Genomic DNA, 12,817 nt, shown 5'->3' with positions numbered 1-12,817 from the left:
AGCGCCGCTTCCGTCGCGCGAGCGTGTCCGCGTGCTCGGAAAGCTGAGGCGTCTTCAGAATCCTGAGGCCCTAGAACGACTCCTTGAACGGCCGCAGATCCACTTCCTGGGTCCACGCGGAACGGTGCTGCCGGTGCAGCTGCCAGTACGTCTCCGAGATGGCGTCGATGTGGAGCAGCCCGTCCTCGCCCAGCGCCTTCACCCGCTCCGGGGCCAGCGTGTGCAGGCGCTCACCATCGATGCCGCCGTCGATGAGCACGTGGGCCACGTGCAGGCCCTGCGGACCGAACTCGCGCGCCATGCCCTGGGAGATCATCCGCAGGCCCGCCTTCGCGGCGGCGAAGTGCGCGAAGCCCGCGCGACCTCGAAGGCTGGCGGATGCGCCGGTGAAGATGACGGTGCCGCGGCCCAGAGGCACCAGCCGCCGGGCCGCCTCGCGTCCAACAAGGAACCCGCCGAAGCAGCCCACCCGCCAGAAGTCCTCGAACGTCGCGGCGTCCAGGTCGCGGAAGGGCACCTGCCGGTTGTTGCCGGCGTTGAACACGACCAGGTCCACGGGAGCGAAGCCCGCTCCCGGAGCCAGGGCCCGGTCGAACAGCCGCGCGACGTCCGCCTCTTTCGTCGCGTCCGCGACCACCGCCTCGCCACTGCCACCCGAGGCCGTGAGCCCCGCGACCACGCGATCCAACTTCTCCCGCGTGCGCCCCGCGACGAGCACGTGGTGGCCTTCCGAGGCGAACTTCCGGCACAGCGCCGCGCCCAGGCCCTGTTCAGCGCCGACGCCCACCACGACCGCGGTGGGCTTGAGGGAGGAGGTCATCGGGAGCAGCTCCGGGGAAGAGGGGACCGTCGCCCGTATCAGACCCGCTCGGACGCGCGGAACAAGGGCGCACCCAGCGCAGCGCCGTTGACGCCACCGTCAACGAACAGATCCTGTCCGCTCACATAGGACGCATCGTCCGAGGCGAGGAAGAGCACCGTCTTCGCGATCTCTTCCGGCCTCCCCATGCGCCCCATGGGGATGGTGGCGGACATGCCTCGCTCCAACTTCGCGAAGGCCTCCGGCGTGGGCGCGTTCTTCTCCCAGATGGGCGTGTTCGTCGCGCCAGGGGACACAACGTTGACGCGGATGCCCTTGGGGGCGAGCTCCGCCGCCAGCACGCTGCCCATCGCCTTGAGCGCGCCCTTGCTCGCCGCGTACGCGGAGTACCCCGGCATGCCCAGCTCGCTGTGCACCGAGCTGGTGAGGATGACCGAAGCGCCGGGCTTCAGGTGCGCCGCCGCGGCCTGCACCGTGAAGAACACGCCGGTGACGTTGGTCTGCAGCACGGACGTGAATTCGTCATGCGACGTCTTGCCCACGAACGTCTGTCCCGCGATGCCCGCGTTGGCGAACACGATGTCCAGCCCGCCAAAGCGCTCGACCGTCGCCGCCACCGCATGCTCCAGCGCGGCCGGATCCGTGGCGTCCGCCTGCACCGCCAGCACGTCCCCACCCAGCTCCTTCACCGCCGCGTCCAGCGTCTCCCGGTTGCGCCCGGTGATGGCCACCCGCGCCCCCTCCGCCACGAACAACCGCGCCGTCGCCAGCCCGATGCCACTGTTACCGCCCGTGATCAGCGCCGTCTTTCCCTTGAGCCGCATCCGACTGCCTCCGGTGTGGTTGGTTTCATGATGAAACCAGTTGCCGGATGAATAAAAGGCCCGGTTTCGTTATGCAACCAGTTATGGAACGGCCCTCTGGAAGGAGGCGGTGATGAAGCGGACGAGCATGGAAGGGGCGGTGTGCCCGGTGGCCCGCTCCCTGGACGTCATCGGGGATTGGTGGTCGCTGCTCATCGTGCGCGATGCGCAGTACGGCCTGCGCCGCTTCGGCGAGTTCCAGAAGAGCCTGGGCGTGGCGAAGAACATCCTGGCCCAGCGACTGAAGCACCTGGTGGACCACGGCATCCTCGAAACCCAGCCGGCGTCCGACGGCAGCGCCTGGCAGGAGTACGTGCTGACGGAGAAGGGGCAGAGCCTCTTTCCCATCCTGGTCGCGCTGGGGCAGTGGGGGCAGCAGCACTGCTTCGAGTCGGGAGAGCCCCGGACGCGAGTGCTCGACAAGGCGCACGGGCAGCCGGTGAGGCCGCTGGAAGTTCGCGCCGCGGACGGCAGGGTGCTGACGGTCCAGGACGTGCGCCTGGATCGGCCGGCCACACAAGGCTAGCGCCACCCGGAGCCGGGCTGGTTAGGGTGTGCGCATGACGCGCCCTGCATCGGATTCGTGGTCACTGCCCTGGATGGGGCTGGGGCTGAGCAGCAACCTGAGCGCCTCGGACGTGCCGCATCCGTACCGGTTGCTCGATGCCTCGCCCGGTCTCTTCGACTTCGTGGAGTACAGCGCGCCCATCGCGCTGGAGGAGGCGAGGGCCCAGGCCACGCTCTTTCCTGAGATGTGGCGCCGCCGCTCGGACGTGCCCGTCCTCTTTCATCCCGTGCACCTGAACCTGTGGGGCCCGGAGCTGGAGCCCGCATCGGCGCTCGCGGAGCTGGACGCGCACGCGCGCGCGGTGGGCAGCCCGTGGGTGGGCAACGACGTGGGTTGGTGGCACGCGGGCGGCCAGCCCTTCCCGGGCTACCTCTACGTCACGCCTCCGTTCAACGACGCGGGCGTGCGGGACAGCGCGGCGCATGCGCTCCACATCCAGGCGGGCTTGAGCGTCCCGCTGGTGATTGAAAACCCCGCCGTGCTCGCCACGCGCGGCGGACTGCACGCGCTGGACTTCATGGCGAAGCTGCACGCGCGCACGGGACTGCCGCTGCTCCTGGACCTGGGCCACCTCTTCAGCCATCAGCTGTCCGCGGGGCTGCCCCTGCGCACGGGGCTGGATGGCTTCCCGTTGGATCAGGTCGTGGAGATCCACATCGCGGGCGGCGTGGTGACGCGCAGGGGAGGGCGGACCTTCTACGTGGATGACCACACGCAGCCCGTGCGCGAGGAGCTGTTCGAACTGCTGGCGGAGGTGCTCCCGCGCTGCCCGCGCCTGCGCGCCGTCACCTTCGAGGGCGACGGCCATCCGCCAGAGGTGGCGCTCGCGTCGCTGCTTCGGCTGCGCGCGCTCGTCCCGAAGGAGTCCCGTCCCGCCATCGACATCCCCGTGTCGCGCGAGCCCGTGCCCGCACTCACTGGGGAGAGCCGCCCGTGGGCGCTGTTCGACGCGGGCCACGGCGTCACCCCGGCCACGGAGGACGAGGACCCCGAGGGCACACGCGCGGACCGGGACTTCCGCCTGGCGGTGGTGGCGGAGCAGTTGGACAAGGACTGGCCCCTCACGCGCCTGTTGCTCGCGGCGACGCCAGAGGGGCTGGAGTCCTTCACCCGCTCGCGCGAGTACCGAGGCCTCTTCGACGGGCTGGGCAAGTCCCTGTCCCACGCGTTCGCGTCCTGGGCGCGCAAGCGCGTGATGGCCGCACCGTCGGACGGCGTGGCCGCCGCGCTGTCCCTGGAGATGATGCTGCCGCACGCCTTCCTCCAGACGCCGCCGGCCCCAGCCTCGGGCCAGGTGGCGCTGGCCGAGGACGTCCGCCTGGGGGCCTTTCCCGCCGACCTGACGGAGTTGGTGTTCGCCACACGGGCGTTACGGCGGCATCTCACCGGCCGTGCGTGGGCCTGCGGGGCGCTGGAGGTGTCCGGCCTGGAGGCCTTGGAGCAGGTGGCGGCCCGGCCGGGTCCGGGCCCGTGGCGCTTCGCCATCCGCCGCAAGGCCATCGGCTTCGAGGTCCTGACGCTGCCCCCGGAGGTGGCCGCGGGGCTCCAGGGGCTCGCGGATGGGCCGCTTCCGGTGGAGGCCCTGCCCGGATGGCTGCTCGCGGAAGGGCAGGCGCGCGGGCTCTTGCGGCGGGCATAAGGGCGGACACATGTCGGCCGGTCAACGGATCCTTGCGCCCACCTGTCGGGTGGGGTAGTGCCCGCCGCATGTCGTCACCCCTCGTCGTTGGCATCGCGGGCGGCACCGCGTCCGGCAAGACCACGGTGGCCCGCAAGGTGCGCGAGGCTCTCGCCGACTGCCGGGTCGCCTTCATTGATCAGGATTCGTACTACCGGGACCTGAAGGACATGTCCCTGGTGGACCGGCGGGAGGTGAACTTCGACCATCCCGACGCGTTCGACACGGAGCTGCTGGTCAGTCACCTGCGTGCGCTCAAGCAGGGCCAGGCCATCCAGAAGCCCGTCTACGACTTCGTCACGTCCGGCCGTCAGGCGCACACGCACCGCGTGGACCCCGGGGACATCGTCCTCATCGAGGGCATCCTCGTGCTGCACATGAAGGAAGTGCGCGACGAGATGGACGTGAAGATCTACGTCGACGCGGACGACGACCTGCGCATCCTTCGCCGCCTCACCCGCGACATCAAGGACCGCGGCCGCGACTTCGATCACGTGGTGGGCCAGTACCTGCGCCACGTGCGCCCCATGCACATGGGCTTCGTGGAGCCGTCCAAGCACCACGCGGACATCATCATCCCGCACGGCGGCAACAACGACATCGCCATCGGGATGCTCGTGGGCGCGCTCCGGGCGCGGCTCGCCTCGCAGCACCAGTCGCAGCGCTAGCTAGCCGCGCAGCCAGCGCAGGAAGTCCTGCACCGGCCCCTTCAGCCGGTGCGCGTCCGACAGCAGGGTGCCGTGGTCCCCCGGCCCCTGCAGCTCCACGAACCGCGCCTGCACCCCCGCCGCCGTCAGCTGGTGGTAGGTGTCCCGCACGCGGCCCGCCGGAGCCAGCGCGTCCGTCGCGCCCGCGAGCAGCAGCACCCGCGCGTGGATCTTCGAGAACGTCTCCGTCAGGTCGCAGCCCGCGTACGCGGAGCAGAGCATCGACCACGCGATCGGATCGAACGTGTCCGCGAACGACGCGGCCTCCGCCTCCAGCGCCGCCTGCGCCGCCGCGCTGTCCGGATACGCGCTGCCCAGGTGGTCGCGGCCGTAGAGCAGCTTGAGGTAGTCCATGCGAAGCCGCGCCAACGTCCGGTTCGGGGCGCGCTCGCGCAGGGGCGGAGTGTCCTCGTTGTCGGGCGCCATGCGCAGCACCTGCGACGTGAGGCCCAGCTTCTCGCGCAGCCCCTCCGGCAGCGCCCGCGCCGCGCCCAGCACCACCACGCCGTCCGCCAGCTCCGGGAACAGCGCCGCCAGCCGCAGCGCCACCAGCCCGCCCAGGCCAATCCCCACCACCGCCCGCACGCGCGTGAGCCCCAGCGCCCGCAGGAGCGCGGACACGCCGCGCGCCATGTCCAGCACGGTGAGTGGCGGCAGGGCCGTGCCCCAGGGCCGTCCGCTGTGCGGATCCGGCGTCAGCGGCGACGTGGAACCGAACGGACTGCCCAGAAGGTTGGGCACGATGACCGGCGTCACGTCCGGATCCAGCGCCTTGCCCGGACCGATCAGCTCCCGTCCCCAGCCCGAAGGTTGGTACGCACCGTTCACTTCCGTGCTCAACGCCTGGTGGGAATGGGACAGGTCGTGCAGCACCACCACCGCTTTGCCATCCGACGGTTTCCCGTAGGCCTGCCAGGCAATCTGGGGGCTTCCCAGCAGGTCCCCTTCCTCCAGAGGAAGGGGCACGGTGAACAGTTGGATTCCCTCGGCCTGGGGCACGATGATGCGGCTCATATCATTGCCTGCCCGAACGCACAGGAGCCTGTCGCTTGAAGCGCTACTTCGGAATCATCGTTGTCATCGCCCTGGTGATCGTCGCCGCCGTGGCGAGTCACCGCACCGCCTCCGCGCGGGCCACCGAGGCGGAGCGGGACGCGGACTTCCGCCGCATCCAGTCCGTCTACATGGAGCGCGTGAGCTGGATGCGCTCCAACCCGGATGAGGCTTCCTACAAGGACGAGCTGAAGTCCTTCTTCAAGGGCTACTTCGACGACGTCGACGCGCACCTGGACCGCTTTGGAGGAAACAAGAAGTTCGACAGCTACCTGGCGGAGCTGGAACAGCGCGCGGAGTCGGGCGGCGAAAAGAAGGACAACCGCGCGGGAGACCGCAAGGCCTTCTACGAGTACGCGCGCAAGCAGTTCGACTCCCTGCGGGAGGGCCGCTACCGCCCGGTGTTGTCCGCCACGGACAAGGGCATGCGCCTGGACGTGGTGTCCAACGACGTGGTGATGGTGATGGGCAAGCCGCAGATCCGCCTGCAACTGGTGCTCTGGGGCGCGCAGCGCGTGGAGAAGGACGAGGGCAAGGTGAAGAAGATGGTCACCAGCGCTTCCTTCGACACGGTGTGGAAGCTCACCGACGCGAAGGGCAAGCTGCTGGGCGAGATGCGCGGCGCCGACCCGTCGATGAAGATCGACTACCCCGAGCGCCTCATCACCGGGTTCCCTCCGCAGATGGTGCTGGGCCACTACGACCTGGACCTGCTGCCCGCGGACGTGGCGAAGCTGGAGATGACCATCAACGTCGCCTCGCACGCGGCGTCCGGTGGCAACGCCAACGCCACCTACGCGTGGAAGCTGGACGTGCCGTCGGAGTGGAAGCTGGGCGCCAACGAGACGTGGGAAGGCGCCACGCAGGAGGAGCGGCCGGAGGAGGACATCGACCCGGCCAAGGCCTCCGCCAAGAAGGGCGAGTAGCCCTTCGTTTCAGGTGAAGGGCGAGTAGCCCTTCGTTTCAGGTGAAGGGCGAGTAGGGCCTCACTTCACGACGGCGAAGTGCGACCCCAGCCGGTACGCGGACAGCGTGCCGGCGTCGTCCAGGAAGTACAGGTTGAGGCGCACGTCGGCCTGGAGCGCGACGAGCCCCACCCCCGCGCGAACCTCCGCGAGCACCTGACCGCCGCGAGGATCCACCGCGCGCACCACCTCTCCCGCGATGAGCGTCACGTCGCGGGCGGTGCGCGCCGGCAGCGCGGTGATCAGCGGCTCACCGGCCGCCCCTACCCGCCAGTCCACCTGCCCGGACAAGGCCACGCGAGCGGCGGCCCCGGACGCGCTCGTCACCACCACCGCGCGAGGCAGCGGCGCCAGCGCATAGGGCCCCGGGCCCAGGTGCAGCGCGCGCTCCCAGACCTTGCGTCCGCGCGCGTCCAGGCACACCAGGAATCCCTCCTGGTCGCGCATCCCGGCCAGGAGCACCCGCTGTCCCACCGGCAGCGGCGTGGAGGGCAGGATGAGGTCCGGCTCGAATGTCCACTGCGCCTCGCCGGTGTGCGCGTCCGCCAGCAGCAGCGCGTGATGCGAGCCGCGCCCCAGGAGCGCCAGGAAGCGTCGGCCCCACGCCACTGGAGGCCCATGGAAGGGCAGGGGCGAGCGGAGCCGGTAGCGCACCTGACCGTCCTCCAGGTCCAGGCCGTACAGGTAGCCCGAGTCCGTGGACAGGAGCGCCCGGTGTCCCTGCGTGGCCATCCACCCTCGCTGCGTGCGCGGAGGGGCCAGGCGCCACACCTCGCGGCCCGTGGCCTCCGCGAAGGCCACCGCCGTGCGGTCCTCCGACAGCGTCAGCAGCAGCCCGTCCTGGCGCAGCAGCAGCGGCCCCAGCGGAATGCCGTCATGGTCGTGCAGCCACCGCGCACCCGAGCCCCGGCCGGTGAAGCCGTACACGCGCGTGTCGTCCGCCGCCACCGCGTGGCCATCCGCGGACGCCGCCACGCCCAGCGACGCGGCCCGACGCCACAGCAGCGCGCCGTCCTTGCGTGAGAACGCGCCCGCCAGCCCCGGCGCGCAGTACACCGGCCCGTGCCGTCCCAGGAGCAGCCGCGCCTCCTCCGGCTCCTCCAGCCCGCGCTGCTCCCACAGCTTCTCGAAGCGCAGGCGCCGCAGCTTCCCGGGCACCTTCAGGGGACGGGACTCGCCGCGCGCCGGGGGACTCTTGCGCTCGCGGGCCTCGCCCTCGGCTTCGGGCGGCTTGTGCGCGCCTCGCAGGTGGGACAGCCCCTCGCGGCAACGCTCCGCCACCTCCACGAGGTACGGGTTGGAGACCTGGACCCGGTGCGCCTCCGCGAACGCCAGGCCCAGCGCCTCCCCCAACTGGAAGAGGGCGGACAGCAGCGCCTTGGGTTCCAGCTCGAACCACGTGCCGGTGGGCCCCAGCTTCGCCCGCCGTCCGGGCAGGTCCAGCGTCAGGCGGGGACGCACGCCCGCGGGCTCGAACTCGAAGCGGGCCTCGCCCAGCTCCACGGCCCGCGCCAGCTCCACGGCCTGCCGGGACAGCTCCAGCACCGTGAGGAACGGCGGCCCCGGCGCACGCCACGCCTGCGGCCGTCCCGGCAGCGCCAGCCACACCTCACCCGCGCCCAGGAGCGGCGCCAGCGCCCCGGAGGGGCCCTTCGACGGCGCCTCGCGCGAGGCGGGGGAGATGTCCTTCAGCTCGAAGCCGAAGCCCGGCACGGAGACGGGCTCAATCCGCAGCGGGGTGGGGGGAACGGGCTTTTCTTCCGCATGCGGGGCGGCCTTGCCCAGGCCCTGGAGCGCCTCGCCCAGCTTCCGGGCGGCCGTGGCGGACAGGGCCTTGGGCGCGAGCTTCGTCACGTCCTGGAGGAATCTCTGGCCGCTCTGGCGGGTGGCCTTCGTCAGCTCCTCGGCGTCCACCCGGATGGGCGGGCGCAGCAGATGGGCGGGGCGGGCGAGACTCGCCACCGAAAGTTCGATGTCCGGCCCGACGCGCCGCAACACCAACTCCAGGTGCGCCTCCGTCAGCGAAACCTGCGCCAGCCGCCGCCTCCCCGCGTGCAGGGCCGCCACCGCCTCCACCAGAGCGGGGACGACCTCCGTCAGGGGCTCCTCCACCGCCCCGGACAGCAGGTTCACGCCGTCGAGCTCCAGCGCGATGGAATCGAGCGGGGAAGCCGACGGTTCGCGCTTCCAATGGTGGCCGATGCGAAGACGGGTCATTGACGTTCGTTGACAAGCCAGTTTAGCGATGGCTAGCATCCGCCGCCCATACGGACCTACATTTTTGTAACCGTTCGGAATTCTTGGGGAATACTCGATGACATTTTACGAGGCCGCGCTCCGTGTACTGGAGAGCGAAGGTCGCCCCCTGCATTTCCTTGAGATCACGGAGAAGTCCATCCAGCTGAGCCTGCTGTCCCACATCGGTAAGACGCCGGAAGTGACGATGCTGTCGCGACTGGCCGCGATGGCGCGACGGACGCGGGATCGAAAGGTGATTGTCACCGCGAAGGATACCTTCGCGCTGACGGACTGGTCGCTCTCCGAGGACGTCGAGGCACTTGCACAGACGGGCGTGATGGAGCCGCATCCGGAGGAGGAGTTGCCTCCGTTGCGGCCGGTGGAGCGTCACCCGGAGCCCCGCACGGACAACGTCCGCGCGTCGGGTCGTGGCACGGAGCGCAAGCGCCGCCGTGACGAGGGTGAAGAGGAGCGGGGTGGACGCCGCAAGCGCTTCCCGCCACTGCCGGAGGTCGTGTTCGAGATCCTCAGCGAGGCGGAAGCCGGACTGCGCACGGATCAGCTCATCGAGCGCGCCAAGGCCAAGGAGCTGTGCGCGGAGGAGACCACGGTGGAGGCGGTGCTCACCGCCCTGCTGGAGGACAACCAGCGCCGCATCGACGCGGGCCGCCGGCCCCAGTACGCCTTCAACCAGGAGACCGGAGAGGTGTCCCTGGAGCGCGCGGGCGCGCCGAGCGAGGCGCCGCCCCTGGAGCTCCAGGCCGCCTTCGCGCAGGCCCTGGGCATCCCGCTGGAGGGGGGCCGCCCGGTGCTGGGCAAGCCCGCCGCCGCCGGGGAGCCCCTGGTGGACGAGGCCCTCATCACCACCGCGCGCACGGCCCTCAAGGACGCGCGCCGGGCGGTGGCGCGCGGGCTGCGCAAGCGCCTGGGCGACGCGGACGTGGGCACCTTCGAGAAGTCCGTGGTGAAGATGATGCACGGGCTGGGCTTCCGCGAGCTGAAGGTCGCCAAGCGCTCCAAGGAAGGCCCCCTGCTCACCGCGCGCAAGCGCGAGGGCAGCGTGGAGCTGCGCTACGCGGTCCGCATGCTCAAGGGCATGCCGGGCATCGACCGCAAGACGGTGCAGGAGCTGCGGCGCGACCTGGGCCACTACTCGGCGCAGGTGGGCCTGCTGGTGAGCGCGGGCGAGGTGCGCGGCGACGCGCGCTCGGAAGCGCAGGCCACTGGCTCGCTGGTGATGCTGTGGTGCGGGGACGCCCTGGGTGAGAAGTTCCTGGAGGCGAAGACGGCCGTCACCGTCACCCAGGTGGAGCTGTACGACATCGACGAGCGCTTCTTCGAGGCCGCGAAGCTGGACGCCGAGGAGGCCCAGCGCCGCCGCGAGGAGCGCAAGAGCGAGAAGCAGGCCCGCGAGGAGGGCGGTGGCGAGGTCGAGGCCGAGGCCGCCGCCACCACAGAGAAGCCGGAGCGCGCGGAGCGTCCCGAGCGGAGCGACCGTTCGGAGCGTTCCGAGCGCCGCCGCGACCGTCAGCGCGAACGGGCCGAGGCCCGCGACGCTGCTCAGCCCGGCGCCGAGGGCTCCGAGGCCAAGGCCTCACCAGTGGCCCCCGCGCCGCCAGCCGCCGCCGGGCTCACGCCCGCGTCGGAAGAGGACGAGTCCGAGGAGGGCGACGACGAGGGTGAGGACGAGGACCTGGAGGCCGCCAGCGCCTTCGTGGGTGGAGGCAAGGAGGGCGCCGAGGCCGGTGGCACCGAGGGCAGCGCCTCCGAGCGCAAGCGCCGCCGCCGTCGTCGCCGGGGCCGTCGCGGCCGTGGCACGCGCGGAGCGGAGGGCACGCCCGCGGGTGAAGCCGGCGCTCCCGCCGGTGAGGCCGCCAGCGCGGATCAGTCCGGTGCCACCACGGTGGCAGCGGTCGCCGCCGGTGAGGGCACTGAGTCCTCGGGTGGCATCGCCGCGCCGTCTCCGGGTGGCAGCGTCACCGGTGAGACGGTCGCGCTCGCGGGTGAGGCACTGCCCGTGATGAGGGAGGTCAGCCCCGCGAACGGGGAGGCCGCCGCCACGCCGCCCGTCGTGGGCAACGCCTGGCAGGCGGGCGAAGCGGTGCAGGCTTCTCCGGAGTCCGACGAAGCCGCGCGGGCCCGGGCCGAAGCCGCGAGTGATGCGTCCGATGCGGTGACCCCGATCGCCGCGCAGGCGCTGCCTCCGGAAGAGGCTCCCGCCGAAGCGTCCTCGCAGCCCGCGGAAGTCCGCGAGGTGCACGAGGCGCCGGTGGCCCCTGGGACGGACGGTTCGTCCGAGGGCAACAAGGAAGGCTGATCCCCCGCACGGAATCGGGTGCGGTGGACGCGGGAGTGTTAGCCTGTGGGGGCCATGAAGCCGGCCCTGCTGCTAACCTCCTGCGTGCTGTTTTTCGGGGCCTGCCGCTCGCAGGCCCCGCGCTATCCGGTGGCGCCGGTGGAGCTCTCCGGGACCACCCTGCGGGACAACGCCCTGCTGGGTTTCGGCCCGGAAGGCGTGCGGGACCTGTTCGATGACGCGCTGGAGTCCTCCGGCCGCTTCGAGCTGGTGGCCGACGAGTCTCCCAAGAAGGCCCGCCCCTGGCGGCTGTCGCTGGACGTGCCCTTCACCCGCGAGGTGTTGAAGGACGGCAACCCGCACAGCTTCGCGGAGGTGGGCGTCAACCTGTCCCTGGAGCGCTTTGGCGGCAACACGCCCCAGCGCTACGAGGTCGTGGGCCTGGGCGAGGCGGCGGTGGAGGTGGACTCGGCGGAAGGGCGGCGGGCCGCGATGCGCAGCGCACTGGAGAACGTGCTGCGGCAGGTGACGGAGTCCGCGGTGCTTCAGCTGTCCGCGCTGGACCGCACGGACGAGGCGCTGGTGGCGGACCTCCAGGCCACCGATTCGCGCATCCGCGAGTTCGCCCTGCGGACGCTGGCCGAGCGCAAGCACCCGGCCGCCGCGCCGCTCCTGATTGAGCGCCTCAAGGACACGAGCGACGCGGAGCAGGTGCGCCGCACCATCGGCGCGCTGGCGGAGATGAAGGCCAGGAGCGCGGTGCCGGCGCTCATCGACCTGGCTCGCGGCCGGGACTCGGGCTTCCTGCAGGAAATTGTCTTCGCGGTGGGCGAGATTGGCGGCCCGGAGGCGGAGGCGTACCTGTACACGGTGGCCCAGGGCCACGACACGCCGTCGGTCCAGGCCGCCGCGCAGCAGGCGCTGGACACGCTCTACGCATCACGCAACCACGCAACCGCGGAGGCGCGTGGCCAGGGCCACGCGGACCCCTAGCGCATGATGAAGCAATCGCTGTCGATGGTGGGGGGCCTGACCCTCCTGGCCTCCACGCTCGTCGGTTCCGGCTGTGCGAAGCGCGTCGAGTCGGACACGCGCCCCTCGCCCGAGTCCATCGCCCAGTTCTACCCGCTGGCCGTGGGCAACGCATGGACGTACCGGATTGACGGGCGCGACGACAAACCCGTCACGGTGGAGATCGTCAAGGAGCAGGACGGCTACTTCGTGGACAACCAGGGCGGCCAGCTCACGGTGGACGCCTTCGGCCTGCGCGACCCCAAGCGCTACCTGTTGCGCGGCCCGCTGGAGGCCGGACGCGGCTGGAACAACGTCGTGTCCGTGTCCTCCACGGAGCGCTACCAGCTGGTGCAGGTGGGCTTCGCCTGCAAGGTGCCCGCGGGTTCGTTCTCCAACTGCGTCAGCGTGGAGGGCCGCAACAAGGTGGATGGGCAGACGACGCTCGTGAACACGATGACCTTCGCCGCGGGCGTGGGCCTGGTCCGCGTGGACGTGGCCACGGAGCACGAGGGCAAGCGCGTGCCGCAGACGGAGCTGGAGCTCATCTCCTACAAGGCGGATGGCGCCAGCAGCCCCCCGGCCACCCCCGCCGCGCCCGCGGCGAAGGTCATCGTG

11 protein-coding genes are annotated in these 12,817 nt (G+C 71.2%); 7 read left to right on the top strand and 4 right to left on the bottom strand.

Annotated elements, in window-relative coordinates:
* Positions 1 to 70 precede the first annotated feature (70 nt).
* A complete protein-coding gene (locus D7X99_RS25745; RefSeq protein WP_121780091.1) occupies positions 71 to 820 on the bottom strand; it encodes an SDR family NAD(P)-dependent oxidoreductase in 750 nt (249 codons plus the stop codon).
* 38 nt (positions 821 to 858) lie between these two features.
* Positions 859 to 1,644, bottom strand: a complete 786-nt coding sequence (locus tag D7X99_RS25740) for an SDR family NAD(P)-dependent oxidoreductase (protein ID WP_121780090.1) — start codon at positions 1,642 to 1,644, stop codon at positions 859 to 861.
* Between the two features lie 112 nt (positions 1,645 to 1,756).
* Here D7X99_RS25740 and D7X99_RS25735 point away from each other — a divergent pair, with 112 nt between their 5' ends.
* The 3 genes from D7X99_RS25735 (at position 1,757) to udk (ending at position 4,597) form a co-directional block, all read left to right on the top strand.
* Positions 1,757 to 2,209 carry a helix-turn-helix domain-containing protein gene (locus tag D7X99_RS25735; RefSeq protein WP_121780089.1) on the top strand — a complete coding sequence of 151 codons (453 nt, stop codon included), beginning with the start codon at positions 1,757 to 1,759 and terminating at the stop codon, positions 2,207 to 2,209.
* A 34-nt stretch (positions 2,210 to 2,243) separates the two neighbouring features.
* Positions 2,244 to 3,890 (top strand): DUF692 family multinuclear iron-containing protein, encoded by a 1,647-nt coding sequence (locus D7X99_RS25730; RefSeq protein ID WP_121780088.1) that lies wholly within the window; start codon positions 2,244 to 2,246, stop codon positions 3,888 to 3,890.
* A 68-nt stretch (positions 3,891 to 3,958) separates the two neighbouring features.
* The gene (gene udk / locus D7X99_RS25725) at positions 3,959 to 4,597 is read left to right on the top strand and encodes a uridine kinase (protein WP_121780087.1); all 639 of its coding nucleotides are present in this window, start codon (positions 3,959 to 3,961) and stop codon (positions 4,595 to 4,597) included.
* Here the strand turns inward: udk and D7X99_RS25720 are convergent, their stop codons facing one another.
* Positions 4,598 to 5,650, bottom strand: coding sequence for an alpha/beta fold hydrolase (locus D7X99_RS25720; protein WP_211484417.1), 1,053 nt, complete (start codon positions 5,648 to 5,650; stop codon positions 4,598 to 4,600).
* Between the two features lie 35 nt (positions 5,651 to 5,685).
* Here D7X99_RS25720 and D7X99_RS25715 point away from each other — a divergent pair, with 35 nt between their 5' ends.
* Complete coding sequence (locus tag D7X99_RS25715) at positions 5,686 to 6,615, top strand: hypothetical protein (protein ID WP_169827602.1); 930 nt, start codon at positions 5,686 to 5,688, stop codon at positions 6,613 to 6,615.
* A gap of 60 nt (positions 6,616 to 6,675) precedes the next feature.
* Here D7X99_RS25715 and D7X99_RS25710 read toward each other — a convergent pair whose 3' ends face one another.
* A complete protein-coding gene (locus D7X99_RS25710; protein WP_121780085.1) occupies positions 6,676 to 8,871 on the bottom strand; it encodes a PQQ-binding-like beta-propeller repeat protein in 2,196 nt (731 codons plus the stop codon).
* Between the two features lie 97 nt (positions 8,872 to 8,968).
* Here D7X99_RS25710 and D7X99_RS25705 point away from each other — a divergent pair, with 97 nt between their 5' ends.
* The 3 genes from D7X99_RS25705 to D7X99_RS25695 form a co-directional block, all read left to right on the top strand.
* On the top strand, positions 8,969 to 11,209 hold the full coding sequence (locus D7X99_RS25705; RefSeq protein WP_121780084.1) for an HTH domain-containing protein: 2,241 nt from the start codon (positions 8,969 to 8,971) through the stop codon (positions 11,207 to 11,209).
* Positions 11,210 to 11,263: 54 nt separating this feature from the next.
* Positions 11,264 to 12,181, top strand: a complete 918-nt coding sequence (locus D7X99_RS25700; protein ID WP_120595700.1) for a HEAT repeat domain-containing protein — start codon at positions 11,264 to 11,266, stop codon at positions 12,179 to 12,181.
* Between the two features lie 3 nt (positions 12,182 to 12,184).
* Positions 12,185 to 12,817: hypothetical protein (locus tag D7X99_RS25695; RefSeq protein WP_233613728.1), on the top strand; the 633-nt coding region annotated here is incomplete at its 3' end.

This window comes from Corallococcus sp. AB032C (assembly GCF_003668935.1).
Lineage (GTDB): Bacteria > Myxococcota > Myxococcia > Myxococcales > Myxococcaceae > Corallococcus > Corallococcus exiguus.
The sequence above is the reverse complement of the archived record's forward strand: the minus strand, read 5'-3'. Positions and strand labels throughout refer to the sequence as shown.